The organism is Pseudarthrobacter siccitolerans, from assembly GCF_030823375.1.
GTDB lineage: Bacteria > Actinomycetota > Actinomycetes > Actinomycetales > Micrococcaceae > Arthrobacter > Arthrobacter siccitolerans_A.
The window spans coordinates 1,010,019-1,036,467 of the sequence record NZ_JAUSXB010000001.1; the positions used below are offsets into that span (position 1 = coordinate 1,010,019).

Consider the following 26,449-nt stretch of genomic DNA (forward strand, 5'->3'; position numbering starts at 1 on the left):
GATTTTCCCTTGCGGGCCACCTTACTGCTAAGCTCTAGGACGTCCCGCCAGCAACGGCAGGAACCCCGGATTGCCCTCGTAGCTCAGGGGATAGAGCGTCTGCCTCCGGAGCAGAAGGTCGTAGGTTCGAATCCTATCGAGGGCACAGAGAAAAACCCGCCGTTTCATTTCCTTGAAACGGCGGGTTTTTGCGTCTCCTGTCGCGTTTTCCGGTTTCAGAACTCCAGGCGGGCCTCATCCGGGGTGGCCAGGGTAAGCACGGCTTCCTCCACTGTTTCGTGGTCCTCCAGCTCGCGCTCTATCCGGCGCAAAGACACAGCCACTTCATGTTCAGGGTGGTCCCCCTGCAGGTCCACCGCCGCCACGACGTACAGCTTCCGGGGTCCGACATACTCCAGGTGCAGGTAGGTTAACCGGGCGATGTCCTGGTGCTCCAGCAGCCGCAGGGCCATGGACCGTTCGATGTCCGGCGTCACCCCCTGGCCCACCAGGAAGCGCCGGTTCCGGTCGATGAGAACCACAGCGACGACGGCGAGCAGCACGCCGACCACGATGGATCCCACGGCATCCGGCAGCGCCGAACCCGTGATCTGGTGCAGCAGCACTCCTGCAAAGGCCACCACCAGGCCAATCAGCGCAGCGGCGTCCTCCGCAAAAACGGCCCGCAGCGTGGGGTCCGAGCTGATGAGCACCTGTTCCAGGGTGCGCCGTTCGAGCTCCCGTGCCGCCTTGCGGGTCTGCCGGAACGCCTGGATGAAGGAAATTCCTTCCAAAACGAAAGCCAGGGCCAGCACCACGTACGCCACCGCGAAGTCCGAGGCGGGCTCCGGCTCGATGATTTCCTGGATGCCGTGCATGATGGACACCACCGCGCCTGCGGTGAAGAGCCCGAACGCCGCGAACATCGACCAGACGTAGGCTTCCCGGCCGTAGCCCATGGGATGGCTCTCGTCCCGCGGCCGGGCCGACCGCCGCTCGGCGAGGAACAGGAACACCTGGTTTCCGGCATCCGCCCAGGAGTGCGCGGCCTCAGCGGTCATCGATGCCGATCCGGTGACCACGGCGGCCACCGACTTCGCTGCCGCTATGAGGGCATTCGCCGCGAAGGCGATGATCACCGTCAAGAGAGTGCCGTTGGATTTTGTCCGCTTCCTGGTGCGCGCCATGGGCCTACCGTACCCACCCGGGCCGCATCCGACGCGCCAAGGGCAGTATCCGTGCCTGATGTCGGTGCCCCCTCGTAGGCTGTTCACACCAGCAGAAGCAAAGGGGTCTCACATGTACTGCTCCATCATTCCGCCCTACCTGTTGCGGCGCCTGGCACGCCAGGACGCACCGGAGTTTTCCGCGGCAGCGAGGGCCGCCAGGGAAGCACTGGGGCACGTGCGTTCAGTCCACGCGGCCCGCAGCCAGGCCGCTCCGGAAATTCCCGCAGGAGTGCGGCAGGCAAAACCGGGACCCTCGAACCGCTCCGTTTTCGACGCCGCCGGTTCAGAAGTCCTTCCCGGCAAACTTGTCCGCAAGGAGGGTGAGCCCGCTACCGGAGATCCTGCCGCTGACGAGGCCTATGACGGGCTGGGCCACACGCACCGGCTCTATGCGGACGTCTTCGGCAGGAACTCCATCGACGGCCGGGGTTTGCCCCTGAACGCCACCGTGCACTTCGGCAAGTTGTACGACAACGCCTTCTGGGACGGCACCCAGATGGTCTTCGGTGATGGCGACGGCGAAGTCTTCCAGCGTTTCACCAGGTCCCTCAGCGTCATCGGCCACGAGCTGGCCCATGGGGTCACCCAGTATTCAGCCGGGCTGGCCTACCGGAACCAGGCCGGGGCCCTCAATGAGTCCATGTCGGACGTGTTCGGCGCCCTCGTTGAGCAGTATGTCAAGAAGCAGTCCACCGCCGAAGCCAGCTGGCTGATCGGCGAGGATCTTTTCACGTCCCAGGTGGAGGGGCAGGCGTTGCGCTCCATGAAGGCCCCGGGAACCGCCTACGACGACGACGTGCTGGGCAAGGATCCACAGCCGGACTCCATGGACTCCTATGTCAAGACGAGCGCTGACAACGGCGGCGTCCACATTAATTCCGGCATCCCCAACCGGGCGTTTTGCCTGCTGGCCGAACAGCTGGGCGGAAACGCGTGGGACTCCCCTGGGCGGATCTGGTACCAGACGCTCACCGCGGGTTCACTGCCCACAGCCGCCACCTTCACGGTCTTCGCCCGCGCCACGGCCGCTGCTGCCACCGAGCTTTTCGGTTCCGGATCAAAAGAGCATGACGCCGTGCGCAACGCGTGGGAAACTGTGAAGGTCAAGCTTTAATGGGATGCCTGGCCGCCGTACTTCGGGCCGCCAGGCTTGAGGTACCACCCAGGAACCAGGCCATGAAGATCAGTGTGGAACGCACCGGCGGTATCGCGGCGATCACCCGGGTTTGGACTGTAAACGCTGAGTCCGAGACGGCGCGGAACCAATGGCAGCCCATTGTGGAAGCATGCCCCTGGGATGCCGTGCCCAGGACGCCCAGGGCCGCCGCAGCGGAATTTTCAGGGGCCCAGCCGGACCGGTTCATCTACTCCATCCGCGCCGGCCAGCGGCGCGCAGCCCTTCCCGAGCAGGCCGTCACCGGTCCCTGGCGTGTCCTGGTGGACAGCACCAGGGCCGCTGCAGAGGAGTCCCGCACAGCGCAGTGATACGTGAGCCGGGCGGGGTTAAACCACTTCCGCCAGCTGGCCCCGGAAAGCCCGGCGGTAGGACTGCGGGCTGGTGTCCAGGACTTTCCCGAAATGGTGCCGCAGCAGTACTGGATGACCGAAGCCGGACTCCCGTGCGATCTCGTCGATATTCAGGTCCGTGGACTCCAGAAGTTCCTGGGCCCGGAGCACCCGTTGGGAGTTGAGCCAGGCAGCCGGTGTTGCGCCGGTTTCGGACCTGAACTTCCGGGCGAACGTCCTGGCGGACATGTGCACGCGTGCCGCCAGCTCGCCCACGCTGTGCTCACGGTCCAGGTGCTGCACCATCCAGCGGAGCAGTTCCTCCATCGGGGCTGAACCGCACGTGGGCATGGGCCGCTCAATGAACTGGGCCTGGCCGCCGTCGCGATGCGGAGGGACAACCATGTCGCGGGCAATTGCGGCGGCCACGTGCGCGCCGAGTTCCACGCGCACCAAATGCAGGCAGGCGTCAATCCCCGCGGCCGTACCGGCAGAGGAAATGATATTCCCGTCCTGCACGTAGAGGACGTTTTCATCCACCTGTACGCGCAGGTACTCGGCCGCCAGCTGGCCCGAATAGTGCCAGTGGGTGGTGCAGCGCCGGCCGTCCAGGAGGCCCGCCCGCGCCAGGGCAAAGGCACCCGAGCAGATGGACATCACCCAGGCGCCCCTGGCATCGGCAGCGCGCAGCGCATCAAGGACCGCTTCGGGGAGTTGGTCGTCCCTGCCGTAGGGCGCCATGATGACCAGGTCGGCGTCGGCGGTGGCCTCCAGGCCAAGTTCTACATTCAGGGACAGGCCTGATTTGAGCCGGACGTTGCCGGGAGTGGGCGTACAAACGCGAAAGTCGAAAGCCGGGACGCCGCTCCCCCTGCCCGACCTGTCGATCCCGAACACCTCACAGGCGGTGCCGAATTCGAACATCGAGAAGTTGGGAACCACGATGACTGCCACTGATTTCAGCATGCTTCCATTGTGGCAGGAATTATAGCTTTTTGGTCATTTCTGCCACTTTTTCTTGGTCGCCCACAGGAGAAGCATGGAGGTATGGAAATCCTCATCACCCTCCTCATCGTCCTCCTGCTCGTTATCCTCGCCGCCACCGTTTCAGCGCTCCTGCGTGACGGCCGCGGGCATACACCTCCCGTGGAATCCCACGAAGCCTGGTCCGCCCTGGACCTTCCCAGCAGCAACTACACGCTCCGCATTTTCTGAGCACCGCCTTTCCATCCGCCGCCCTTCCAACCACTGCTTTTCCATCCGTTTTCCCGATTACCGCCCCAACCAGCCCCTAGCGGGCAGAACAGCCGCATGCTGTCGAAACGGGAAGCCCGGGCTCCCGCAGTAGACTTGCAGCAGCCATGACACTTCACATCTCCTATCCTGCCGAGCTGCCGGTTTCCGAGCGCCGCGAAGACCTGATGGCAGCCATCGCAGCGAACCAGGTCACCATCATCGCCGGCGAGACCGGCTCCGGTAAGACCACCCAGATCCCCAAGATGTGCCTTGAACTGGGCCTGGGCGAAAACGGCCTGATCGGCCACACGCAGCCGCGCCGGCTGGCAGCCCGCACGGTTGCCGAGCGCATCGCCGAGGAACTGGGCGTCGATATCGGCCAGGAAGTCGGCTTTCAGGTCCGCTTCACCGGCGAAGTCAGCCGCGCCACCAAGGTGAAGCTGATGACCGACGGCATCCTGCTGGCGGAAATCCAGCGCGACAAGCTGCTGCGCAAGTACAACGCCATCATCATCGACGAGGCCCACGAGCGCAGCCTCAACATCGACTTCATCCTTGGGTACCTCAAGCGGATCCTCCCCCAGCGCCCGGACCTGAAGGTGATCATCACCTCCGCCACCATCGATCCTGAACGGTTCGCCAACCACTTCGGCACACCGGAAAAGCCCGCCCCCGTCATCGAGGTCTCCGGCCGGACGTACCCGGTGGAAATCCGCTACCGGCCGCTGTCCCAGCCGCCTGCCGGCACGGACGAAGAGAACGCCTCGGATGACGAACTCGAGGAGGACCGGGACCCGCTCGACGCCGTCTGCGACGCCGTCGACGAACTCGCGGCAGAGGCTCCCGGCGACATCCTGGTGTTCTTTTCCGGCGAGCGTGAAATCCGCGACGCCGCCGACGCACTGCAGGCACGCATCCAGTCCAACCGGCGGCTCGCCGGGACCGAAGTGCTACCCCTGTTCGCGCGCCTGAGCCTGCAGGAACAGCACAAGGTGTTCCATCCCGGCAACAAACGGCGCATCGTGCTCGCCACGAACGTGGCGGAGACGTCGCTGACCGTGCCGGGAATCAAGTACGTGATCGACACTGGCACGGCGCGCATCTCCCGCTACTCGCACCGCACCAAGGTCCAGCGGCTGCCCATTGAGCGCGTCTCGCAGGCATCCGCGAACCAGCGGTCCGGGCGGTGCGGCCGCGTCTCCGACGGCATCGCCATCCGGCTGTACTCGGAGGAAGACTTCGAGTCGCGGCCCCAGTTCACCGATCCGGAAATCCTGCGCACCAACCTGGCCGCGGTCATCCTGCAGATGACGGCAATGGGCGTGGCTCGCGGCCCCAAGGACGTGGAGAACTTCCCCTTCGTCGAGCCGCCGGAAACACGGGCAATCAACGACGGCGTCACGCTGCTCCGCGAGCTCGGCGCCTTGGCTCCGGCCACGCCGCAGAACGGCACGGGCGGCGCGAAAAGCGGGGGCGGCCTCACCGCCGTCGGGCAAAAACTCGCCCAGCTGCCCGTGGATCCCCGGCTTGGCCGCATGATCGTGGAAGCGGGCAAACGCGGCTGCGTCCGTGAGGTGATGGTCCTGGCGGCGGCCCTCACCATCCAGGACCCCCGCGAGCGCCCCACGGACAAACAGCAGCTCGCGGCGGAAAAACATAACCGGTTCAAGGACGAGAACTCGGATTTCACCGGCTTCCTGAACCTCTGGAACTACCTGCAGGAGAAGCAGCAGGAGTTGTCCTCCTCCGCGTTCAGGAGGCTGTGCCGGGCAGAGTTTATCAACTACCTGCGCGTTCGGGAATGGCAGGACCTGTTCGCACAACTGCGCCAGCTCGCCCGTCCGCTGGGCATCAGCCTGGACAACAAGCGGCTTGCCGATCCCGTGGGCAATCACGACGGCGTGCACATCAGCCTCCTCTCCGGATTGCTGAGCCACATCGGCATCCTGGACGAGCGCAAGCGCGAGTATGCCGGGGCCCGGGGCACGCGTTTCGCGATCTTCCCCGGCTCCGCACTGTTCAAAAAGTCACCCACGTTCGTCATGGCCGCCGAACTGGTGGAAACCAGCCGGCTGTGGGCCCGGGTGGCCGCTAAATTCGACCCGCTCTGGGCGGAGCAGGTGGCTCCGGACCTAGTGAAGCGCAGCTACAGTGAACCGCACTGGTCCACCCGCCAGGGCGCAGTGATGGCGTACGAGAAAGTCACCCTGTACGGCGTTCCCATCATCGCCCAGCGGAGGATCAACTATGGCAGGGTGGATCCTGTCGTCGCGAGGGAACTGTTCATCCGGCATGCCCTGGTGGAAGGTGACTGGAAAACCCACCACAAATTCTTCCACCGCAACCGCGCCCTCCTGCAGGAGGTGGAGGAACTTGAAGCCAGGATGCGCCGCCGGGACCTCCTGGTGGACGACGAAACGCTCTTCGAGTTCTACGACTCGAGGATCGGCCCCGAGGTGGTGTCCGAGCGGCACTTTGACAAGTGGTGGAAGGATGCCCGGCAGGAAAAACCGGATCTCCTGGACTACGACAAAACGCTCCTCCTCAGCGATGACGCGGACAACCTCGATGTTTCCGCCTACCCGAAGACCTGGCTGCACAAGGGCTTTGAGCTTCCGTTGACCTATGAGTTCCATCCGGTGGCCCCCGGCTCACCGCCCAACCCGAACGACGGCGTCACGGCCGAAGTGCCCGTCCTGTTCCTGAACCAGCTGGACGACAAAGCCTTCCGCTGGCTCATTCCCGGGCAGCGTGTGGAACTGGTGACGGCCCTGATCAAGTCCCTGCCAAAGCAGCTCCGCAAGAACTTCGTGCCGGCCCCGGATGTGGCGCGGCAGGCGGTGGCGGTGCTGGAGTCCGATTTCGACCCGGCCTCCGATGAACTGGAACCATCCCTCGAACTTGCGCTCCGCCGGATCCGCGGACACGTGATCCCGCCCGGTTCGTGGAACTGGGATGCTGTGCCCCCGCACCTCAGAGTGACTTTCAAGGTAGTGGACAGCAAGGGCAGGGTGCTCGGCGAAGGCAAAAACCTTGCCGCCCTCCAAGAGGAGCTCGCTCCTGCCACCCGCCGCGCAATTGCCGAGTCACTGGGCGCCACGCCCGCCTCGACAGCCCCCCGCGGCAAGGCGGGGCGTGCTGCGGGGAAGGCCGACGACGGCGGGGCTTCGCCGGCGCAGGCCCCGGCCCAGGTGCCGGCAGGCTCAGCCCCTGCCGGCTTCCGGGAGCAGGAGGGCCTGACGGAGTGGAGCTTCGGGACCATCCAGCGCCAGGTCAGCAGCATGGTCAAAGGCCACACCGTCACCGGCTATCCGGCGCTGGTGGACCAGGGCAAGTCCGTGGCCCTCAGGGTTTTCCAGACTGCGGATGAACAGCAGGACGCCATGCGCGGCGGCGTGATCAGGCTGCTGGCGTTACGGGTTCCGGCTCCTGACCGCTACGTGCTGGAGCACCTGAGCAATACGGAGAAGCTGACGTTCAGCCAGAACCCGCATGGTTCGGTGTCCGCCCTGATCACCGACTGCGCCCTCGCAGCCATCGACAAACTCACGCCGGCGGAGCTCCCGTGGGACCGGAAGTCCTTCGACGCGCTCTATGAAGTAGTCCGGGCCGAGTTGATCGATACCGTGTTCAGCGTAACGGCGGTGGTGGAACGCATCCTCGCCAGCACCCGGCGGATCGAAAAGCAGCTCAAGGGCACCACCAGCCTGGCTCTCATCACTGCGCTCAATGACATCAAGAGCCAGCTGGAGCAGTTGGTGTACCCCGGCTTTGTGGCGCGCACCGGATACGCCCAGCTCAGCCAGCTCCCGAGATACCTTGCCGCCATTGAAAAGCGGCTGGAGCGCCTGCCGGGCAACGTCCAGCGCGACGCGTTGGGCATGGCGGTGGTGCAGCGGCTCGAGGATGACTACGACGACGCCGTGTCCGCACTGCTTCCGGGCCGGCGGGCCGGAGGCGAACTGGCCCAGGTCCGGTGGATGATCGAGGAGCTCCGGGTGAGCCTTTTCGCCGTTGAACTGGGTACGGCCTATTCAGTGTCCGAAAAGCGGATCCGCGCCGTGCTCAACAAGGCGCTTGCCCCGGCCTAGGCAGTGCACCTAGGCCGGGACGAACTGGCCGTACCCGGCATCCCGGAGTCCCTGCCGCAGTTTTTCGGCGTTGGCGTCCAGCACCTCGGGATCGGGATTCTGGTCCGCGGTCGCGAAGTTGAACTCTGCCATGCTCCGCGAGGGCCACACGTGCACGTGGAGATGGTTGATCTCGTAGCCGGCCACGATCAGCCCGGCGCGCGCTGCCCCAAAGACATCCACCTGGACGGCCCCGATCCGCCGGGCCACCTCCATGACCCTCGCCAGCGTCTCCGGCGAAGCGTCCGTCCAGCGGTCCACTTCCTCGGTGGGGACTACCAGGGTGTGGCCGTCCGCCAGCGGACCCGTGGTGAGGAACGCGGACACGTCGTCTTCGCGCCACACAAACCGGCCGGGGATTTCGCCGTTCAGGATCCTGGTGAAAAGCGTGCTCATTCGTCTGCCTCCTCGGCGGGTGCCTGCAGTGTGCTGGTGTCCAGCACAAACCGGTATTTCACATCGCCTGCAACCATCCGGTCGTAGGCCTCGTTCAGCTGGTCAGCGCGGACCACTTCGATGTCCGCCGCTACCCCGTGCTCTGCGCAGAAGTCCAGCATTTCCTGCGTCTCCGCAATCCCGCCGATCAGCGAGCCGGCGTAGGCGATCCGGCGGCGGATCAGTGCCCGCGGGTTCACGGGCGGCATTGCCTCGGACGGCAGGCCCAGCTGGAAGAGCGCGCCGTCCACCCGCAGGGTGCGGAACAGCGGGTTCAGGTCGTGGGGTGCTGCCACGGTGTCGATAATCAGGTCGATGGTGCGGTTTGCCGCGTCCATCGCCGCTTCGTCCCGGGAGAGGACAACCTCGTCGGCGCCAAGTTCCAGGGCGGCCGGCACCTTGGACTCGGACGTGGTGAAAACCACCACTTTCGCTCCCATGGCCTTGGCCAGCTTGACGGCCATGTGCCCAAGCCCGCCGAGCCCCACCACACCCACAACGTCGCCTTCTTCGACGTCGAAGTGCCGCAGCGGCGAGTAGGTGGTGACGCCGGCGCACAGCAGCGGGGCAACGGCGGCCGGGTCCAGGGAGTCCGGCACACGCAGGACATAGCGGCGGTCCACCACAACTGTGGAGGAATAGCCGCCCTGCGTGATCGAACCGCCGTTCCGGCGGTCAACGGCGCCGTATGTGCCGGTCATCCCGTTCTCGCAGTACTGTTCCAGGCCGTCCAGGCAGCTTTCACATTCGCGGCAGGAGTCCACAATGCAGCCCACCCCCACCCGGTCCCCCGGGGCGAAGCCGGTGACGGCTGACCCCACGCGGCTTACGGTCCCGACGATCTCGTGGCCGGGTACCAGCGGATAGGCCTGGCCGCCCCACTCGCCACGCACCGCATGGACATCCGAGTGGCACAGCCCGCAAAACTCAATGGCAATTTCGACGTCGTCAGGCTGGGGTGTCCGGCGCGCAAGGGTGAGCGGAACCAGGCCGCTGTCGGGGGATGTGGCGCCGTACGCGGCGGCCAGGACGCCGCCGTCGGAAACGTTGGATCCGGCAGCAACGGAGCCGGGGGCGACGGTTGGCGCCGCCGGTTCGGGGGCAGCAGGTTTGGCAAGGGGCGGCGGCACGGGACGTCCAGGAGTCATAGTGCGACGCTACCCTTGCGCCCCGTGATGTTTCCACTCAACGGGCCCATCGCCGCCGTGGGACCCGGGCCCGGTAGCCACCGGCAGCAGGGGGTTGCTGGACCACTCCGAGAAGGACCCGGGATACAGCGCGGCGCGGAATCCCGCCAGTTCAAGGGCCGCAACCTCGTGCGCGGCCGTGACGCCGGATCCGCAATAGACACCCACCTCGACGTCGTCGGTAATGCCCAGCGCTTCAAAGCGGCGGCGCAGCTCGTCGGGAGGCAGGAAGCGGCCATCTGTGCCCACGTTCTGTGCAGTGGGCGCGCTGACGGCGCCCGGGATGTGGCCTGCGCGCGGATCAACGGGCTCCACCTCGCCCCGGTACCTCTCCCCGGCCCGGGCATCAAGGAGGACCCTATCAGGTTGGGGACCCGCCGGAACGGGTCCATGTTCCACCCAGGCGGTCACGGCGGCCGCATCCAGGACCGGCATCTGCCCGTCCCCCAGCGTCACGTCGCCGGGACGGGGTAGAACCTCCCCTTGTTCGAGCGGCAGGCCTGCCTCGCGCCAAGCAGCCAGGCCGCCGTCGAGCAGGTAAACCCCGGTGAGGCCGGCGTTCCTCAGCATCCACCACACCCGTGCGGCAGCCATATTGGCACTGTCGTCATACGCCACCACGATGTCGCCGTTGTTGATACCCCAGCGCCTCGCGGCGTCCTGGAACTTCAGCGGCGAGGGCAGCGGGTGCCTGCCGCGCTCCGGCACGGCCGGATCCGCAAGTTCGGTGGCAAGGTCAACAAACACCGCGCCCGGCAGGTGCCCCTGCAGGTAGTGCTCGTGGCCGAGAGGATCGCCCAGTGCCCAGCGCACGTCCAGCAGCACCGTCCGCAGGCCGCCGGCACGGCGCTCTTCCAACGCGGCAACGTCCAGCAGTGGCTCCATGGTGCTCCATTCGTCAGGCGGCCAGCCCTCCCACTCTAGCGGCAGCCCCGGGAGGCGCGGGTAGGCTGGTGCGGTGAAGATTGAGCGCAGCGCGGGCCGGGCCTGGGCGGACGAAGCCATCCGGAAAATCACGGCAGAAAACAACCGCTCCGCCGACACCCACCTCTACTCGGTACCCCTGCCGGAGCACTGGGGCGTCGAGCTCTACCTGAAGGATGAATCGACCCACCGCACCGGCAGCCTCAAGCACCGGCTGGCGCGCTCGCTCTTCCTGTTCGGGCTGGTCAACGGCTGGATCAGGGAGGACACCACCATCGTTGAGGCGTCCAGCGGCAGCACGGCCGTGTCTGAGGCGTATTTTGCCCAGCTCCTGGGGCTGCCGTTCATCGCGGTCATGGCCCGCACCACCAGCCAGGAGAAGATTGACCTGATTGAGCAGTTCGGCGGCTCCTGCCTCCTGGTGGACCATGCCTCCGAGGTCTACGCGACGGCGGAAGAGGTCGCCGCAACCAGCGGCGGGCACTACATGGACCAGTTCACCTATGCCGAACGAGCCACGGACTGGCGCGGCAACAACAACATCGCGGAGTCCATCTTCGGCCAACTCGAACTGGAGGAGCATCCCGTACCGGATTGGATCGTGGTGGGCGCGGGAACGGGCGGCACCAGCGCCACGATCGGCAGGTACCTCCGCTACCACAGCCACCCCACCCGTTTGCTGGTGGTCGATCCGGAGAACTCGGCCTTCTTCCCCAGCTGGCGGGGCAGCACCTCCGGCCCTGCCACTGGCCTGCCCTCAAGGATCGAGGGCATCGGCAGGCCCCGCATGGAGCCCAGCTTTGTGCCCTCCGTCATCGACCATATGGTCCAGGTTCCGGATGCCGCATCGGTCGCTGCCATGCGGCACCTCCGCACGCTTGCCGGCCTCCACGCCGGCCCCTCGACGGGAACCAACCTTTGGGGAGTGTGGCAGCTGATCGCCAGGATGATCGCCGAGGGCCGCAGGGGCAGCATCGTCTCGCTCATGTGCGACGGCGGGGAGCGCTACGCAGGCAACTACAACAGCCCCGTGTGGCTGGCATCCCAGGGCCTGGACCCGGCACCTTATGAAGCGGTGATCCGGCGATTCTTTGAGACTGGTTCCTGGGGCGGGGAGCCGGTTTAGACCTCCAGTGACTCCCCCGCGGCCAGATGCCGGTACTCAGTGCCGTAGTTTGCCCCGAGCCGCTTGACATGGGCTTCCACGATTTTCAGCCCGTTGTCATTGAGCAGTCCGTCGTGGATCTGGAATGCCCGGGGTGCCCGGACGCCGATCACGAAATCCACCACCTCTTGGGCCTTGCTCCAGGGAGCATGAAGGGGAACCAGCAGCGTCTGCACGTTGACGCCGTGCGGAATCACGAAGGAATCACCGGGGTGGTAGACGTTCCCGTCCAGGAGATAGCCGATGTTGGCCACCACCGGGATCTGCGGATGGATCAGGGCGTGCTGGCCGCCGAAGCTGCGGACATCAAAGCCTGCCGCCTCGAAGGATGAGCCGGGGTCCACCGTGTTGATTTGGGATGCGGCGTCCGGGGCTTCCTTGCGCAGGTTGTCCGCGACGCCGGACGGGGCGAAGACCGCCAGGTTCCCGTCTTCCTTCAAAGCATTCACGACTGCCGGCACGTCGATGTGGTCGCCGTGTTCGTGGGTGACCAGCACGGCGTCGGCGCCGGACAGGGCTTCTGCGGTTTCAGAGAATGTTCCAGGATCCAGCACCAGGACGCGGTTGTCCTTCTCGAGGCGGACGCAGGCGTGGGTGTATTTCGTCAGCTTCATAGCGCCAGCCTAGGGTCCGTCCCGGGCCGTGTCCACGAAGCTCCGGCTGGTAATCTGGATCTTTGCCACCATCCTTAGGGAAGCGAGTCCATCCATGCCGTTCGGCACCAAGGCTGAGTCCACCAAGCCTGCTTCGGCTCCCGCTTCCGGCGCCGCGGGGACTGCCGCGGGCGCAGCAGGCGCAGGTGCCGTCAAGGAGCAGCGGGTCACGAAACAGCGGCTTGCAGTCAGTGCGGCGCTGGACGAACTGGACGACTTCGTCAGCACGCAGGAGCTCTACCGCATCCTGCAGAACCAGGGCGTCTCGGTTTCCCTCGCCACCGCCTACCGGATCCTCCAGTCCCTTGCCGACGAAGGACTGGTTGACGTGCTGCGCAACGGCGACGGCGAGGCGGTGTACCGCCGGTGCGCCGTCACGGGCCACCATCACCACCTGCTGTGCCGCAACTGTGGCAAAGCAGTGGAAGTGGAAGCCCCGGCCGTTGAAACGTGGGCAGCCCGGACCGCGGCCGAACACGGTTACACCGAGGTGGCGCACACGGTGGAGATCTTCGGGCTCTGTCCGGAGTGCACGGCACGCAAGGCTGCCGGGACGCTCTAAGTCAGCGGGCCTGCAGCACCCGTCCGTTGATCCCGCGGGAAGCACGGGCGGAGCCGATGATCCGGCACACCACATAGATCAGGAACGACAACGTGGTGACGTACGGACTGATGGGGATGCGGCCGCCGAGGGCCAGCAGGATTCCGCCCACGGTCGCCGTAATGGCAAAGGCCACGCTGAGCATCACCACAGCCACGGGCGACGACGTCACCCGAAGCGCAGCCGCAGCCGGTGTGATGAGCAGCGCGAGCACCAGGAGTGCGCCTACCACCTGGATGGACAGGGCCACGCTGACACCCAGCAGGACCATAAAGACCACGCCCAGCGTCCGGACGGGAACGCCGCGCGCCTCGGCCAGTTCGGGATCCACGCTGGCGAAGTTCAGCGGTCGCCAGATGGCCGCCAGGACCACCATCACCACAACAGCCGCTCCGGCCAGCACCTGAAGCTGGACGGTATCGACTGAAACGATCTGCCCGGTCAGCAGGCCAAATTTATTGGCGGCACGGCCCTGATACAAGGACAGGAACAGGATTCCGAGGCCCAGCCCAAAGGGCATGATCACCCCGATGATCGAGTTCTTGTCCCTGGCCCTGACTCCCATCAGGGCCAGCAGGAGCGCAGCAGCCACCGAGCCGATCAGTGAACCGAAAACGATGTCTGCGCCAACCAGCAGGGCGAAGGCGGCACCGGCGAAGGACAGTTCCGAGATGCCGTGGACCGCGAACGCGAGGTCACGCTTCATGACGAACGTCCCCACCAGGCCGCCGAGCAGGCCCAGGACGGCACCTGCCCAGATGGAGTTCTGGACCAGGACCAGCAGCTCGCCGTAGTTCTCGAAACTGAAGATCGCACCAATAATGCTGTCGGCGTCCATCAGGCCACCTCTTCGGCAAGGGCGTGGGCCTCAGAATGATGGTGGGTGGTGGCGTCCGGCAGGCCCACCACCACGATGCGTCCGTTGGCGTGGATGACCTCAACGTGGCTGCCGTACAGGTCGGAGAGGACCTCAGTGGTCATGACTTCCTGTGGGGTTCCCACCCTGAAACGCCCGCCCGCCAGGTACAGCACCCGGTCCACGTAGTCGATGATGGGGTTGATCTCGTGGGTGACAAAAACCACCGCGCTGTTTTGCTCATGGCATTGCTTGTTGATCAGCGCGCTGACGGCCTGCTGGTGGTGCAGGTCCAGGGAAAGCAGTGGCTCATCGCAGAGCAGGACTTTTGGATCCGTTGCCAGCGCCTGGGCTACCCGGAGACGCTGCTGCTCGCCGCCGGAGAGCTGGCCTACCGGAACCTTGGCGTAGTCAGCCGCCCCCACCAGCTCAAGGAGCTCATCAATCCTGCGGTTGGCCTTGGCCGACGACAGGCGGAGTCCCCACCGGTGGCCGTCCACCCCCAGGCCCACCAGGTCCCGGGCGCGCATGGGCGTGTCACGGGCGAACGATTTCTGCTGCGGGATGTAGCCGATCAGGCTGCTGCCGCGCTCAACGGGGTGTCCGCCGAGCGTGGCCTTGCCCCGGTGCAGGTCCTGAAGGCCCAACAGGACTTTGAGAAAACTTGTTTTGCCGCTTCCGTTGGGTCCAAGCACCGCGAAGAACTCGCCCGGCCTGATCTCCAGGTCCAGATCCTCCCACAGCGTCCGCTGACCGAATGCGAGGGACGCCCCGGCGAGGCTGACCACAGGTTTCACCTATTTGTCTCCAGAACTTTGCTGACGTTGTTCACATTGTCCGTCATCCACTGCAGGTAGGTCTTGCCCTCGGGCAGCGTTTCACTGAAATCGACCACCGGGACACCTGCCGTCTCGGCCGCCTTCCGCAGCGCTTCGGTCTGCGGACCTTCCGTCTGCCCGTTGTAGGCAAGGAACCGGACGGACTTTGAGGAAATCAGGTCTGTGGCGGCCTTGAGTACGGCGGGCGGAACGTCCGAGCCTTCCTCAACCGCAGCAATGTAGTCCTCAGGGGTGCTGTTCTCCAGGCCCGCATCGGCCAGCAGGTAGAGCGGCACCGGCTCAGTGACGGCCACCTTTCCCCCGGCCGCGGCAGTCTTCAGTGCACCCAGCTTCCCTGCCAGTTCGTCAAGTTCAGACTTGAAGGCACCGGCATTGGCTGTGAAGGTGGCGGCTGAGCCAGGCTCCAGTCCGCCCAGCCTGGCGGCAAGGTCATCGGCCAATTTGCCCATGGCGGCCAGGCTGTACCAGACGTGCTCGTTGAACTCACCGTGATCGTGGGCGTGGTCATCCGCCGCCGCCGACCCTGCGGGCGCTGCTTCGCCCGTGGCCTCGTCCTCCGGGTGTGCCAGCCCGGAAAGTTCGACGGCGTTCAGCACGTTGCGTGCCTCAATGCTGCTGTCTTCCACCAGGGTGTGGAGAAAGTCGTCGTAGCCCCCTCCGTTTTCCACCACGAGGTCCGCCTTGGAGACGGCCAGCCGGTCCTGGGCCGTGGCCTCGTACGAGTGCGGGTCCTGACTGGTCTTGTTGATGATGGCAGTGACGCTGACTTTGTCGCCGCCCACCATCTTTGCAATGTCGCCGTAGACGTTGGTGGAAGCCACCACGTTGATCCCCTCAGTTGGATTCCCGGCAGGGCCCTCGGGCTGCGGGCTGCATGCGCTAAGCAGCAGGCCAAGGACGGCAAGGACGGCCAGGGACGTTCGGGCGGCGGCGGGACGGCGCACGGAAACCTCGGTTCAGGGGTGTGGGAGCGGAAGGAACTACTCCAGCGTATACCTAAATAGGAATGATTCCTATTTAGGTATACGCGCCCAGCCGGGAGCTTAGGCCTGCTAAGCGCCGTTGGGCTGGCCCAGCCGCCGGACACCCCTGGCCTGGGTGGCGTCCCGGATTTCGCCCACCAGCTGCTCAATCACATCTTCCAGGAACAGGACACCCTTGGTGTTCCCGTCGGGCCCGATCACGCGCGCCAGGTGCGAACCTGTCCGCTGCATCACCGACATTGCCTTTTCAATCTCGTCGTCCAGGGCGAGGTTGGCCAGTGACCTGATCCGGCTCTCAGCGATGGGCCGCTCGTAGGCCTCCTCATGAATGGACAGCACGTCCTTCACATGAAGGTAGCCGTACAGCATGTCGTCATCGTCGAGCATGGGGAAGCGGGAGAATCCGGTGCGGCTCACGGCCTTCTCGAACTCCACCGGCGTGGTGGCTGCCTTCAGCATCACCAGCTTTTCGAGCGGAACCATGATGTCCGCAGCGTTGTACTCGGAAAATTCGAGCGCACCGGTGATCAGCCCCGCCTCGTCATCCACCAGGCCGTGCCGGGTGGACTCCTGCACAATGGACTGCACTTCCTCCAGGGTGAAGGAGGAGTTCACCTCATCCTTGGGCTCGATGCGGAGCAGCTTGAGGATGTGGTTCGCCGACCAGTTGAGAACCGAGATCACGGGGTTCACCAGCCGGGCCACGAACATCAGCGGCGGGGCGAGGAAGAGCGCCGCCTTGTCCGCCACGGACACCGAGATGTTCTTCGGCACCATTTCACCGAAGGTCACGTGCAGGAACGTCACCAGCATCAGCGCCACGGCGAACGCCGCCACGTCAGCGATCTCCATGGGCAGGCCCAGTGTCTCCAGCGGCACAGCCAGCAGGTGATGGATGGCGGGCTCCGCCACCAGCAGGATCAGCAGCGAACAGACCGTGATGCCCAGCTGGGCACAAGCCAGCATGAGCGAAACATTCTCCATGGCGCGCAAGGTGGTCTGTGCCCGTTTGGAACCGGCCTCGGCCAGCGGCTCGATCTGGCTGCGGCGGGCCGACATCACGGCGAACTCGGCGGCGACAAAAAACGCGTTGCCGAACAGGAGGACCACCAGCCACAGTATTCCGGCCCAGTCGCTCATCGTTCCGTCCTGTCGTTGTTCGTCCTGCCGTTTTTCGTCCCGCCGGCATCGTCCCCGGTTTCGGGGCCGGATGTAGCCGGGCGGAAGCAGATCCGGTCGATCCGCCGGCCGTCCATCCTGGTGACGCTCAGCGTTCCGCCTTCCACAGGCACCGTGTCCCCTACCGCCGCAATCCGGCCGAGCTTGCTCATGACATAGCCGCCGACGGTTTCGTAGGCTGCCTCATCAGGGACAGTAAGGCCGGGAATCTGCTCGGAGAGTTCATCCGGGCGGAGCAGGCCGGGGAAGTACCAGTCGCCGGAAGCACTTTGCAGCAGGCCGGGGCGGACCTTGTCATGCTCGTCCGCCACCTCCCCCACGATTTCCTCCACGAGGTCCTCGAGGGTTGCGATCCCGGCAGTTCCGCCATATTCGTCCAGCACAACTGCCAGCTGCAGGTTGCCTTCGCGCAGCTCTGCCAGCAGGGCATCCAGGTGGATGGTTTCCGGGACACGGAGGACTTCGGTCATGATGGCGCCGGCTTCGAGGTTTTGCCGGCGGTCCCAGGGGACAGCCACTGCTTTCTTGACGTGGACGAGGCCCCTGATATCGTCTGCGGATTCGCCAATGATCGGGAACCGGGAGTACCCCGTGCGGCGTGCCGCAGCAAGGATGTCGGACACCGGCTGGTCCGCCTCGATCGTTTCCACGCGGATGCGGGGCGTCATAACGTCTGCCGCGGTACGGCTGGAGAAATTCAGCGTGCGGGATACGAAGTTTGCGGTACCGGCGTCAAGGGTGCCCATCGCCGCGGAGCGCCGCACCAGGGATGCGAGCTCAGCAGGGGTCCGGGCGCCGGAAATTTCTTCCTTGGCTTCCAGCCCAAAAACATGAAGGACCTTGTTGGAGAAGCCGTTCAGGACCACGATGGCGGGCTTGAACACGGCAGTGAAGACCAGCTGCGGCCGGGCCAGCGCGCGGCCCATGCGGAAGGACAGCGCAATAGCCATGTTCTTGGGCACCAGTTCGCCCAGGAGCATGGAGAGCAGGGTGGCCAGCACCATGGCCAGGACCAGGGAGACGGAGGCCACCGCAACGTCAGGAAGTCCGACGGCGGCCAGCGGGGCTGCCAGGAGCCGGCCCACCGATGGCTCCATCACGTAGCCGGTCAGCAAGGTGGTCAGCGTGATGCCCAACTGGCAGCTGGACAGCTGCGTTGAGAGGGACTTCAGGCAGTGGAGCAAGGGGATGGCGCGCTCGTCGCCGTCGTCAATTGCCCTTTGTACGGTGGCCTGGTCAATTGCAATAAGGGAAAATTCGACGGCGACAAAAAAGCCCGTGCCGGCGATCAGCAGCAGTCCCGCTGCAAGGAGGAGCCATTCCATTCAGCATCCCGCCCGGACAGCGGTGGCAGTGGAGAAGGGCGGAACAGTTAAGGAGCGACGCCAGTAATATCGGTCCGGCGGAGGGTGGTCAGCCGAGGCCGACGCAGTTTCCTCTGCAGCTCCTGCCGGCAAGGCCAGCGAATGGTGATGGGCGCGTGTTCGGGGTTTGCCGGCTCTTCGGGTGGACTGTGCGGCGCTGCTTACGCCCCGCTGACAGCCCCCAGGCCGGCACCTAGATTTACTGTCCATAAGAATTTCAGTCTACAGGAGCAGATCCGCACCGCCGCGCCCCGGCCGGGGGCCCCGGCACCGGCTGGTCCGCTCCCTGCAACCGGCAGATGGCAGCGGTACCGCGGCCGCCATATTCATCCTGTTTCGCGTCTCATCATGATTTGGGTCACCCTTATTGGCAGTTACCACAAGATGCTCACTAGACTGGCAATGGTCTGGGTTCAGAGGACGCAGAGACCGGTTGAAACGTAGTGCTGAGGCACCGTGGGCCGGAGAGAAATCAAACTCATGGAAGAGGCGTATTTCAAGTGCCAGAGCAGCCTAGCCACCGTCTACCAGAGGAATTTGGCGGAAACGAGTGGCTCGTTGACGAACTGTACGAGCAGTACCAAAAGGACAAGAACGCTGTCGACGCCAAATGGTGGCCGCTGTTTGAATCTTTCGGCTCGGGCAGCAGTTCTTCTTCCAACGGAAATTCGGCGCAAGCCACTGCCCACCCCGCAACCAGGGAAATGCCGGTTGTAAACGTTGCTCCTGCGGCACCGGCAGCGCAGCCGGCTGCAGCCCCGCCCGCTCCGCCGTCGGCCCCGCCTGCCTCTGCGGCACCTGCCGCGGCCCCGGCTCCCGTCAAGAAAGCCCCCGCCACCGTGGCGCGTGACGGCGCCAAGAAGACTGAAGCGGGCACGGGTTCGCAGCCCATCCCGGCGCAGCTGCCCAAGAACGTCAAGGCCCCCACGGCCCCGGAAGAGGACGTCGTGTCGGTCCTGCGCGGACCGGCCAAGGCCATTGCCACCAACATGGTCACCAGCCTGGAGGTGCCCACCGCCACCAGCGTCCGGGCCATCCCCGCCAAGCTGCTGATTGACAACCGGGTGGTCATCAACTCCAACCTCGCCCGCGCCCGCGGCGGCAAGGTCTCCTTCACGCACCTGATCGGCTACGCCGTCATCCGCGCGCTGTCCCAGTTCCCTTCCATGAACGTGTACTACGACGAAGTGGACGGCAAGCCCGTTGCAGTCCAGCCGGCGCACGTCAACTTCGGCATCGCCATCGACATGCCCAAGCCCGATGGAACCCGCCTGCTGATGGTGCCGAACATCAAGAAGGCAGAAACCCTCAACTTCTCCGAGTTCTGGCACACTTACGAGGACCTCATCAAGCGCGCCCGCAACGGCAAGCTGACTGCTGACGACCACCAGGGCACCACCGTGTCCCTGACCAACCCGGGCGGCATCGGCACCGTGCACTCGGTGCCCCGTCTTTCCAAGGGCCAGGCGGCCATCATCGGCGTCGGTGCCCTGGACTACCCTGCCGAATTCCAGGGTGCCAGCGAGAAGATCATCGCCCAGAACGCCATCAGCAAGGTCCTGACCCTGACCTCCACCTACGATCACCGCGTGATCCAGGGTGCCGGCAGCGGCGAGTTCCTGAAGCTGGTCCATCAGCTGCTGCTCGGCGCGCAGAACTTCTACGACGATATCTTCGAGTCCCTGCGCATTCCGTACGAGCCCGTTCGCTGGAGCGCGGACAAGCAGGTCGACCCTGCCGACGAGATCAACAAGGTGGCCCGGATCCAGCAGCTGATCCACTCCTACCGGGTCCGGGGCCACCTGATGGCGGACACCGATCCGCTCGAATACGTCCAGCGCAAGCACCCGGACCTTGACGTCCTGACGTACGGCCTGACTCTGTGGGACCTGGACCGCGAGTGGCCCACGGGCGGTTTCGGCGGTAAGCCGATGCTCAAATTCCGCGACATCCTGGGTGTCCTCCGCGACGCCTACTGCCGCACCACGGGCATCGAGTACATGCACATCCAGGACCCTGCCGAGCGCAAGTGGTTCCAGGACCAGCTCGAGCACCCGTACTCGAAGCCCAGCCGTGAAGAGCAGCTGCGCATCGTCTCCAAGCTGAACGCCGCCGAGGCCTTCGAGACCTTCCTGCAGACGAAGTTCGTGGGCCAGAAGCGCTTCTCCCTCGAAGGCGGCGAGTCCCTGATTCCGCTGCTGGACGCCATCCTGTCCGACGCCGCCGACGACGGCCTGGATGAAGTCGCCATCGGCATGGCCCACCGCGGCCGCCTGAACGTTCTGACCAACATCGCGGGCAAGACCTACGCACAGGTGTTCCGCGAGTTCGAGGGCACCCAGGATCCCCGCTCGGTCCAGGGTTCCGGCGACGTCAAGTACCACCTGGGCACCGAGGGCACGTTCACCTCGGACAACGGCAAGGAGACCAAGGTCTACCTGGCTGCCAACCCGTCCCACCTGGAAGCAGTGGACCCGGTGCTCGAGGGCATCGTCCGCGCCAAGCAGGACCGCCTGGACCAGGGCGAGTCCTTCCCGGTCCTTCCCATCGTGGTCCACGGCGACGCCGCTTTCGCCGGCCAGGGCGTGGTGGCCGAAACCCTGAACCTCTCCCAGCTGCGGGGCTACCGTACCGGCGGAACCATCCACGTGGTGGTCAACAACCAGGTGGGCTTCACCACGGCTCCTTCCTCGTCCCGCTCGTCCACGTACTCCACCGACGTTGCCAAGATGATCCAGGCACCGGTGTTCCACGTGAACGGCGACGACCCCGAGGCCGTGGTCCGCATCGGCCAGCTCGCCTACGAGTTCCGCCAGCGGTTCCACAAGGACGTTGTCATTGACATGGTCTGCTACCGCCGCCGCGGGCACAACGAGGGCGACGACCCCTCGATGACCCAGCCGCTGATGTACAACCTGATCGAAGCCAAGCGTTCGGTGCGCAAGCTCTACACCGAGTCGCTGATCGGCCGTGGGGACATCACCGAGGAAGAAGCCGAGCAGCTGCTCCGCGACTACCAGGAACGGCTGGAGCGCGTCTTCGCTGAGACCCACGCAGCCCAGACCTCCCCGATTCCGATCATCACTGCGGATTCCGCAGCAGTATCGGACATCGAGCGGCCCATCGCCCAGCAGTCCGATTCCAGCATCAACGCGCCCGTGTCCACGGCCATCTCCGCGGACACGCTGGCCCGGATCGGCAAGGCGCATGTGGAGGTTCCCGAGGGCTTCACCGTCCACGCCAAGCTCAAGCAACTGCTCGAGAAGCGTGAGCAGATGTCCCGTGAAGGCGGCATCGACTGGGGCTTTGGCGAGATCGCAGCCTTTGGCTCCCTCATCATGGAAGGGGTTCCTGTCCGCCTGGCCGGCCAGGACTCGCGCCGAGGAACGTTCGTGCAGCGCCACGCCGTCTTCCATGACCGCGCCAACGGCAAGGAATGGCTGCCGCTGGGCAACCTCTCCGACGACCAGGCCAAGCTGTGGATCTACGATTCGCTGCTGTCCGAATACGCAGCCATGGGCTTCGAATACGGCTACTCCGTGGAACGCCCCGACGCCCTCGTCCTCTGGGAGGCCCAGTTCGGCGACTTCGTCAACGGCGCCCAGACCATCATCGACGAGTTCATCTCGTCGGCCGAGCAGAAGTGGGGCCAGCGCTCCTCGCTGGTGCTGATGCTTCCGCACGGCTACGAGGGCCAGGGCCCGGACCACTCGTCCGCAAGGATCGAGCGGTTCCTGCAGATGTGTGCCGAAGAAAACATGATCGTGGCCAACCCCACTACGGCGGCCTCGCACTTCCACCTGCTGCGCCGCCAGGCCTACAGCCGTCCGCGGAAGCCGCTGATCATCTTCACACCCAAGCAGCTGCTCCGCCTCAAGGGTGCTGCCTCCTCCGTGGAAGACTTCACCAACGGCACCTTCCGCCCTGTCATCGCCGATCATGAGCAGCTGGCCGCAGACGCCGTCGAACGCGTCCTGCTGGTCTCCGGCCGCCTTTACTACGATCTCCTGTCCACGCGGCAGAAGACCGGCGACAAGACGACGGCAATCGTCCGGGTGGAGCAGCTTTACCCGCTGCCCCACGCGGAGATCGCTGCGGAACTGGCCAAGTACCCGAACGCCGAGGTTGTGTGGGCGCAGGATGAGCCCGCCAACCAGGGGCCGTGGCCGTTCATCGGCCTGAACCTTCCGGACGCGCTTGACCGGAAGGTCCGCCTCGTGTCGCGTCCGGCGTCGGCCTCCACGGCTGCCGGCTCCATGAAGCGCCACGCCGCAGAGCAGGATGCCCTGCTGAAGCAGGCATTTGCACGGTAATAACCAGTAAGGCTGCCCGGCCGGACGTCGAAATACCAGACTCCGGCCGGGCAGTTCTGTTTAATGGGATGGACAGCGCCCGCCCGGGCAGCCAGGACGAAGCCGCAGGTCGCGGCGGGCAGTCAGCACCGAAGTAAAGAGGAACGTGTGGAAGACAGGAAGCTGCGCATCGCAGCTGTAGGAGATGAACTGCTGGCCGGACTGGGTGACCCCCGCGCGCTCGGCTGGCTGGGCCGGGTACTGGCCCGCACTCCACAGGACGGAATGATCCTGGAAAGCTATCCACTCCCCTGCCCGCAGGAAGGAACGGAAGGCCTGGCCGCACGCTGGCTGGACGAAGCAGGCCGTCGGTTCAGCGACCAGTCCGAGAACCGCCTGGTGATCGGGCTCTCGGGCCGAGACATCGAGTTTGGGCTTTCCACTGCACGCAGCCGGCTGAACCTGGCCAACATCCTCGACTCCGCCTCACAGAACCGGCTGGAGGTGTTTGTTGTCGGGCCGCCGCCCACCCTTGACCCGGGCCAGAACAGGCGGCTGGACGAGTTGAACACCGCCTTCGCGGACGTCACCACACGCCGCAAGCACCTCTACGTGGATACCTTCTCCCCGCTCCTGAACCACGAACAGTGGCGCCAGGACCTTGCCGCCAACGGAGGAACCCCGGGGCAGGCCGGCTATGGCCTGATGGCATGGCTGGTACTGCACCGCGGCTGGTTCCAGTGGCTGGGCATGGCAGTTCCGGAGTAAGCATAAATCGCGATATATCTTGAACTGCGGCCGCGCCGGGAGTAGGTTGGCCAGACACGATATATCGTCTTCGGAGGAACCATGGCTGATCAGAACTGGACTGTCACCGGCGCGCAGACCATCGACGTCGAGTCCGTCTCGGCACTGAAACTGGGAATGGTCCGGGGCCGGTTCGACGTAATAGCCCATGAACAGCCCTATACCCGGATCGAGGTTTCCGAGGTGCAGGGCGATCCCGTTGCCGTTTCGCTGGAAAACGGCCGGCTGGAGGTCCGCCACCAGCTTCACGGGCCGCAGGGCTGGTTCAAGAACCTCATGGGAACGGTCAACCACCACAGCGAGAACTACGCCGTCATCAGCATTGCCCTTCCTGCCACAGTTGATGTTGAGGCAGGCACCGTCAGCGGTGACGGCCTGGTGTCGGGGATGGCCGCCCGTACCCGCCTGAACACCGTGTCCGGTTCCGTGATGGCGGACGGCACCGACGGCGAACTGTTCGTCACCACCGTCAGCGGCGAGGTCAGCGTTCGCCATCACAGCGGGGTCCTCACCGCCAAGACCGTCTCCGGCCAGGTCACGGCTTCCGGCCACTTCAGCCACATCCGTGCCAACACGGTCAGTGGCGACATGAATTTCGACCTGATGGGTTTCACCCAGGATTTCGGTGCAAATTCCGTCTCAGGGGACCTCACCATCCGGATCCCGCATGACGTCGGGGTGGATGTGGTGGCCAAGTCCGCCACGGGGGCTGTGGTTATCGGCAACCAGCAGTACCACGTGGCTGGCGGCAAGGTGGAGACGATTGCCGGCCCTGACGCCGTGCTCATGCTGGTGAGGACCAACTCCGTGTCGGGCAAAACCTCCATCCTCCACAGCGCCCGGCCCGGCGAAGCGAACGGAAACATGCCGGGGCCCGCGGAAGAACGGCGCTGATGCCCGCTGTCTTCGCCCACGGCGCCCTGCGGCTTTACCTGCTTGCCCTGCTCGAGTCCGGTCCCAAGCACGGCTACGAACTCATCAAGGCCCTCAAGGAGCGGTTCGGCGGCACCTACTCCCCCAGCGCCGGCACCATCTACCCGCGGCTGGGGAAACTGGAGGAAGAAGGCCTGGTAGCCACCGAAGCCTCCGGCCGCCGCACCAACTACCGCATCACCCCAGCCGGTCTGGCGGAACTAAACCTTCGCCGTGAGGAACTGGCAGCTGTAGAAAAAGAGATCTCAGCCTCGGTGCGCCGGCTGGCAGACAACCTCCGGGAGGACATCCGCAGCAACATGCGCGGACTGCGGGCCGATCTTGCGGCCACGGCGGAGGCTGCCCGGGCCGGCGCAGCGTCCGCCGCTTTCACAGCGCTCAAAGGCAGTCCGGCCGCAGACGGCAAGGCGTCGCTCAGGGAAGCCGAGCTCATGCTCCAGGCGTTCAGGGACGACCTCCGTGCCGAACTCCGGCTGCAGGCAGGCAAGCAGCCTCTCAGCCCCGTGGTCCTGGAAACGGTCAGGACGGTGCTGGAGCAGGCCGGTATCGCTATCCGAAACTCGGTCCGGACCTAGCTGCCAAGCCGGGTTCGTAGCCGGCCTCCCATGCTGGGTCCGCGTTCTTCGGTCACCGAACCGCAGGTCATGCGGCGGTTGCCGGTTCGCGGGGCGTCAGATCATGTGGGAGACTTGAGGGCAGCTCTTTTGAGTACAACAGTAAGGAGGCCAGCTATGAGCAAGCGTGCACGCAAGCGTCGTGACCGTAAGCGTGGCGGCGCGAACCACGGGAAGCGCCCCAACACCTAGGCACATGCCAGGTACAGCGGTTACAGCAAAGGACCCCGGAAGCCACTCGGCTTCCGGGGTCCTTTGTTCTTGGCTTATCTGCAGGCTCCCGCTGTCCCGGGTCCCGCTGCCCTGGGCTGGGGACGGTGCCCCGCGGGTCCGGTACTCCCTATGCGTCCACTGGACGGATCGAGTGGATCCGGTCCAGGATGGCGTTCTTGAGGTTCGCCGGCGCCGCTTCAGTGCAGGAACGCTTCACCATGTTGCGGATCACGCACTCAAGGTCGTACTGCTCCGTACATTCGGGGCACTCATCGAGGTGTGTCTTGATCTCCGTGATGTCCTCACGGGTCAACGCGCCGTCAAGGTACTCGTAGATGCGTTGCATCCTGGTATCGTCGCAGTCGCCCAATCCCTGGCAGTCGCTCATTTCCTGTTCTCCTGTTGTTGGCTTTCTGCCGCGTCGGGTGCATCTGCGGCTGTTTTGAATCCGCGCTCGGCGGCGTATTCCCCGAGCATGTCCCGCAGCATTCTTCGGCCGCGGTGAAGCCTGGACATCACTGTGCCGATAGGGGTGTTCATGATGTCCGAAATTTCCTTGTAGGCAAACCCTTCAACATCCGCGAAGTACACCGCCAGGCGGAATTCCTCGGGGATGGCCTGAAGGGCGCGTTTGACGTCGGAATCCGGCAGGTGATCCAGCGCCTCTGCTTCAGCAGAACGCAGCCCGCTGGAGGTGTGCGACTCAGCACGCGCCAACTGCCAGTCCTCGATGGTGTCCGAGTTGGACTGAAGCGGTTCCCGCTGCCGTTTGCGGTACAGGTTGATATAGGTGTTCGTCAGAATCCGGTACAGCCACGCCTTGAGGTTGGTTCCCGGCTTGTACTGGTGGAACGCAGAAAAAGCCTTGGTGTAGGCCTCCTGGACAAGGTCCTCCGCGTCAGCCGGGTTCCGGGCCATCCGCATGGCCGCCGAATACAGCTGATCGACGTACTGCATGGCGTCGCGTTCAAACCGGACCCGGCGTTCCTCGTCCGATTCCGTGGAAACGTCCACCGCTTCCTCAGCCGCTCCCGCGGGCGGCACAGAGCCTTCCGTTGGCACGGGGCCTTCCGTTGGCTCTGGCGGCTCGGGCCGGGTATCAGCGCTGCTCTTGGCTTCGTTCTGCGAAGCGTCATACATGGCCGAAACGGCCGGATCCAGGGTGCTCATTGCCTTCAAGTCTACTGTCAGGCTCTGCGCACGCGCTGACCCATACGCGGGGGGTTCGGCCCCCAACGAGTCCATGGCCACCGGGCCTGCTGCATCGATTCCGTCCAACACCCGCCTCAAAGGCCAACTCCGCTCTGTTGTCCGGTTCTTTGTC

Annotated in this window: 24 protein-coding genes and 1 tRNA gene; 12 read left to right on the forward strand and 13 right to left on the reverse strand. The window is 65.1% G+C overall.

Annotation, left to right across the window (positions count from 1 at the left end; all coding sequences use genetic code 11):
- The first annotated feature begins 72 nt into the window (after positions 1-72).
- Positions 73-145 (forward strand) — tRNA-Arg (locus QFZ36_RS04785).
- Between the two features lie 70 nt (positions 146-215).
- Here QFZ36_RS04785 and QFZ36_RS04790 read toward each other — a convergent pair.
- Positions 216-1,166: a cation diffusion facilitator family transporter gene (locus tag QFZ36_RS04790; RefSeq protein WP_306634332.1), complete on the reverse strand. Its 951-nt coding sequence runs from the start codon at positions 1,164-1,166 to the stop codon at positions 216-218.
- A gap of 112 nt (positions 1,167-1,278) precedes the next feature.
- Here QFZ36_RS04790 and QFZ36_RS04795 point away from each other — a divergent pair, with 112 nt between their 5' ends.
- Positions 1,279-2,322 (forward strand): M4 family metallopeptidase, encoded by a 1,044-nt coding sequence (locus tag QFZ36_RS04795; RefSeq protein WP_306634334.1) that lies wholly within the window; start codon positions 1,279-1,281, stop codon positions 2,320-2,322.
- Positions 2,323-2,384: 62 nt separating this feature from the next.
- The gene (locus QFZ36_RS04800; RefSeq protein ID WP_306634335.1) at positions 2,385-2,693 is read left to right on the forward strand and encodes a protealysin inhibitor emfourin; all 309 of its coding nucleotides are present in this window, start codon (positions 2,385-2,387) and stop codon (positions 2,691-2,693) included.
- A gap of 18 nt (positions 2,694-2,711) precedes the next feature.
- Here the strand turns inward: QFZ36_RS04800 and QFZ36_RS04805 are convergent, their stop codons facing one another.
- Positions 2,712-3,680: a GlxA family transcriptional regulator gene (locus tag QFZ36_RS04805; protein ID WP_306634337.1), complete on the reverse strand. Its 969-nt coding sequence runs from the start codon at positions 3,678-3,680 to the stop codon at positions 2,712-2,714.
- Between the two features lie 81 nt (positions 3,681-3,761).
- Here QFZ36_RS04805 and QFZ36_RS04810 point away from each other — a divergent pair, with 81 nt between their 5' ends.
- The gene (locus tag QFZ36_RS04810) at positions 3,762-3,929 is read left to right on the forward strand and encodes a hypothetical protein (protein ID WP_306634339.1); all 168 of its coding nucleotides are present in this window, start codon (positions 3,762-3,764) and stop codon (positions 3,927-3,929) included.
- A 146-nt stretch (positions 3,930-4,075) separates the two neighbouring features.
- Positions 4,076-8,041 carry an ATP-dependent RNA helicase HrpA gene (gene hrpA, locus QFZ36_RS04815; RefSeq protein ID WP_306634340.1) on the forward strand — a complete coding sequence of 1,322 codons (3,966 nt, stop codon included), beginning with the start codon at positions 4,076-4,078 and terminating at the stop codon, positions 8,039-8,041.
- 9 nt (positions 8,042-8,050) lie between these two features.
- Here the strand turns inward: hrpA and QFZ36_RS04820 are convergent, their stop codons facing one another.
- The 3 genes from QFZ36_RS04820 to QFZ36_RS04830 are packed head-to-tail and all read right to left on the reverse strand — an operon-like array spanning position 8,051 to position 10,587.
- Positions 8,051-8,476 (reverse strand): HIT family protein, encoded by a 426-nt coding sequence (locus tag QFZ36_RS04820; RefSeq protein WP_306634341.1) that lies wholly within the window; start codon positions 8,474-8,476, stop codon positions 8,051-8,053.
- Entirely contained in the window at positions 8,473-9,663 is a 1,191-nt protein-coding gene (locus QFZ36_RS04825) for an NAD(P)-dependent alcohol dehydrogenase (RefSeq protein WP_306634342.1), read from the reverse strand. The genes QFZ36_RS04820 and QFZ36_RS04825 overlap by 4 nt, the downstream gene beginning before the upstream one ends.
- Before the next feature lie 9 nt (positions 9,664-9,672).
- Positions 9,673-10,587, reverse strand: coding sequence for a sulfurtransferase (locus tag QFZ36_RS04830; protein ID WP_306634343.1), 915 nt, complete (start codon positions 10,585-10,587; stop codon positions 9,673-9,675).
- 73 nt (positions 10,588-10,660) lie between these two features.
- Between QFZ36_RS04830 and QFZ36_RS04835 the strand changes: the two genes are divergently transcribed.
- Complete coding sequence (locus QFZ36_RS04835; protein WP_306634345.1) at positions 10,661-11,752, forward strand: PLP-dependent cysteine synthase family protein; 1,092 nt, start codon at positions 10,661-10,663, stop codon at positions 11,750-11,752.
- Here the strand turns inward: QFZ36_RS04835 and QFZ36_RS04840 are convergent.
- On the reverse strand, positions 11,749-12,405 hold the full coding sequence (locus QFZ36_RS04840; protein WP_306634347.1) for an MBL fold metallo-hydrolase: 657 nt from the start codon (positions 12,403-12,405) through the stop codon (positions 11,749-11,751). The genes QFZ36_RS04835 and QFZ36_RS04840 overlap by 4 nt on opposite strands.
- Positions 12,406-12,499: 94 nt before the next feature.
- Here QFZ36_RS04840 and QFZ36_RS04845 point away from each other — a divergent pair, with 94 nt between their 5' ends.
- On the forward strand, positions 12,500-13,006 hold the full coding sequence (locus QFZ36_RS04845) for a Fur family transcriptional regulator (RefSeq protein ID WP_306639099.1): 507 nt from the start codon (positions 12,500-12,502) through the stop codon (positions 13,004-13,006).
- Between the two features lies 1 nt (position 13,007).
- Here QFZ36_RS04845 and QFZ36_RS04850 read toward each other — a convergent pair whose 3' ends face one another.
- From QFZ36_RS04850 to QFZ36_RS04870, 5 genes are all read right to left on the reverse strand, one after another.
- The gene (locus tag QFZ36_RS04850) at positions 13,008-13,883 is read right to left on the reverse strand and encodes a metal ABC transporter permease (RefSeq protein WP_306634349.1); all 876 of its coding nucleotides are present in this window, start codon (positions 13,881-13,883) and stop codon (positions 13,008-13,010) included.
- Positions 13,883-14,698 carry a metal ABC transporter ATP-binding protein gene (locus tag QFZ36_RS04855; RefSeq protein WP_306634351.1) on the reverse strand — a complete coding sequence of 272 codons (816 nt, stop codon included), beginning with the start codon at positions 14,696-14,698 and terminating at the stop codon, positions 13,883-13,885. Before QFZ36_RS04855 ends, QFZ36_RS04850 begins: the two co-directional genes overlap by 1 nt.
- Positions 14,695-15,684 carry a metal ABC transporter solute-binding protein, Zn/Mn family gene (locus QFZ36_RS04860; protein ID WP_306634353.1) on the reverse strand — a complete coding sequence of 330 codons (990 nt, stop codon included), beginning with the start codon at positions 15,682-15,684 and terminating at the stop codon, positions 14,695-14,697. Before QFZ36_RS04860 ends, QFZ36_RS04855 begins: the two co-directional genes overlap by 4 nt.
- A gap of 108 nt (positions 15,685-15,792) precedes the next feature.
- A complete protein-coding gene (locus QFZ36_RS04865; protein WP_306634354.1) occupies positions 15,793-16,863 on the reverse strand; it encodes a hemolysin family protein in 1,071 nt (356 codons plus the stop codon).
- A complete protein-coding gene (locus tag QFZ36_RS04870; protein ID WP_306634355.1) occupies positions 16,860-18,227 on the reverse strand; it encodes a hemolysin family protein in 1,368 nt (455 codons plus the stop codon). Before QFZ36_RS04870 ends, QFZ36_RS04865 begins: the two co-directional genes overlap by 4 nt.
- Positions 18,228-18,766: 539 nt before the next feature.
- Between QFZ36_RS04870 and QFZ36_RS04875 the strand changes: the two genes are divergently transcribed.
- The 5 genes from QFZ36_RS04875 to QFZ36_RS20915 all read left to right on the forward strand — a co-directional run bounded on the left by QFZ36_RS04875 (position 18,767) and on the right by QFZ36_RS20915 (position 25,104).
- On the forward strand, positions 18,767-22,579 hold the full coding sequence (locus QFZ36_RS04875; protein WP_306634356.1) for a multifunctional oxoglutarate decarboxylase/oxoglutarate dehydrogenase thiamine pyrophosphate-binding subunit/dihydrolipoyllysine-residue succinyltransferase subunit: 3,813 nt from the start codon (positions 18,767-18,769) through the stop codon (positions 22,577-22,579).
- A gap of 147 nt (positions 22,580-22,726) precedes the next feature.
- Positions 22,727-23,326: a GDSL-type esterase/lipase family protein gene (locus tag QFZ36_RS04880; protein WP_306634357.1), complete on the forward strand. Its 600-nt coding sequence runs from the start codon at positions 22,727-22,729 to the stop codon at positions 23,324-23,326.
- 81 nt (positions 23,327-23,407) lie between these two features.
- Positions 23,408-24,259, forward strand: a complete 852-nt coding sequence (locus tag QFZ36_RS04885) for a DUF4097 family beta strand repeat-containing protein (protein ID WP_306634359.1) — start codon at positions 23,408-23,410, stop codon at positions 24,257-24,259.
- Positions 24,259-24,873: a PadR family transcriptional regulator gene (locus tag QFZ36_RS04890; protein WP_306634361.1), complete on the forward strand. Its 615-nt coding sequence runs from the start codon at positions 24,259-24,261 to the stop codon at positions 24,871-24,873. The genes QFZ36_RS04885 and QFZ36_RS04890 overlap by 1 nt, the downstream gene beginning before the upstream one ends.
- A gap of 156 nt (positions 24,874-25,029) precedes the next feature.
- Positions 25,030-25,104, forward strand: a complete 75-nt coding sequence (locus QFZ36_RS20915) for a 50S ribosomal protein bL37 (protein WP_369299106.1) — start codon at positions 25,030-25,032, stop codon at positions 25,102-25,104.
- A 148-nt stretch (positions 25,105-25,252) separates the two neighbouring features.
- Here the strand turns inward: QFZ36_RS20915 and rsrA are convergent, their stop codons facing one another.
- Both rsrA and QFZ36_RS04900 read right to left on the reverse strand, forming a co-directional pair.
- A complete protein-coding gene (rsrA, locus tag QFZ36_RS04895; protein ID WP_306634363.1) occupies positions 25,253-25,513 on the reverse strand; it encodes a mycothiol system anti-sigma-R factor in 261 nt (86 codons plus the stop codon).
- A complete protein-coding gene (locus QFZ36_RS04900; protein ID WP_373427069.1) occupies positions 25,510-26,370 on the reverse strand; it encodes a sigma-70 family RNA polymerase sigma factor in 861 nt (286 codons plus the stop codon). The genes rsrA and QFZ36_RS04900 overlap by 4 nt, the downstream gene beginning before the upstream one ends.
- Positions 26,371-26,449: the final 79 nt, after the last annotated feature.

Bases quoted from the DNA above. Each gene is read 5' to 3' on its own strand.
- QFZ36_RS04790 (WP_306634332.1), bottom strand. From the start codon at position 1,166: ATGGCGCGCACCAGGAAGCGGACAAAATCCAACGGCACTCTCTTGACG.
- QFZ36_RS04795 (WP_306634334.1), top strand. From the start codon at position 1,279: ATGTACTGCTCCATCATTCCGCCCTACCTGTTGCGGCGCCTGGCACGC.
- QFZ36_RS04800 (WP_306634335.1), top strand. From the start codon at position 2,385: ATGAAGATCAGTGTGGAACGCACCGGCGGTATCGCGGCGATCACCCGG.
- QFZ36_RS04805 (WP_306634337.1), bottom strand. From the start codon at position 3,680: ATGCTGAAATCAGTGGCAGTCATCGTGGTTCCCAACTTCTCGATGTTC.
- QFZ36_RS04810 (WP_306634339.1), top strand. From the start codon at position 3,762: ATGGAAATCCTCATCACCCTCCTCATCGTCCTCCTGCTCGTTATCCTC.
- hrpA (WP_306634340.1), top strand. From the start codon at position 4,076: ATGACACTTCACATCTCCTATCCTGCCGAGCTGCCGGTTTCCGAGCGC.
- QFZ36_RS04820 (WP_306634341.1), bottom strand. From the start codon at position 8,476: ATGAGCACGCTTTTCACCAGGATCCTGAACGGCGAAATCCCCGGCCGG.
- QFZ36_RS04825 (WP_306634342.1), bottom strand. From the start codon at position 9,663: ATGACTCCTGGACGTCCCGTGCCGCCGCCCCTTGCCAAACCTGCTGCC.
- QFZ36_RS04830 (WP_306634343.1), bottom strand. From the start codon at position 10,587: ATGGAGCCACTGCTGGACGTTGCCGCGTTGGAAGAGCGCCGTGCCGGC.
- QFZ36_RS04840 (WP_306634347.1), bottom strand. From the start codon at position 12,405: ATGAAGCTGACGAAATACACCCACGCCTGCGTCCGCCTCGAGAAGGAC.
- QFZ36_RS04845 (WP_306639099.1), top strand. From the start codon at position 12,500: ATGCCGTTCGGCACCAAGGCTGAGTCCACCAAGCCTGCTTCGGCTCCC.
- QFZ36_RS04850 (WP_306634349.1), bottom strand. From the start codon at position 13,883: ATGGACGCCGACAGCATTATTGGTGCGATCTTCAGTTTCGAGAACTAC.
- QFZ36_RS04865 (WP_306634354.1), bottom strand. From the start codon at position 16,863: ATGAGCGACTGGGCCGGAATACTGTGGCTGGTGGTCCTCCTGTTCGGC.
- QFZ36_RS04870 (WP_306634355.1), bottom strand. From the start codon at position 18,227: ATGGAATGGCTCCTCCTTGCAGCGGGACTGCTGCTGATCGCCGGCACG.
- QFZ36_RS04885 (WP_306634359.1), top strand. From the start codon at position 23,408: ATGGCTGATCAGAACTGGACTGTCACCGGCGCGCAGACCATCGACGTC.
- QFZ36_RS04890 (WP_306634361.1), top strand. From the start codon at position 24,259: ATGCCCGCTGTCTTCGCCCACGGCGCCCTGCGGCTTTACCTGCTTGCC.
- rsrA (WP_306634363.1), bottom strand. From the start codon at position 25,513: ATGAGCGACTGCCAGGGATTGGGCGACTGCGACGATACCAGGATGCAA.
- QFZ36_RS04900 (WP_373427069.1), bottom strand. From the start codon at position 26,370: ATGGACTCGTTGGGGGCCGAACCCCCCGCGTATGGGTCAGCGCGTGCG.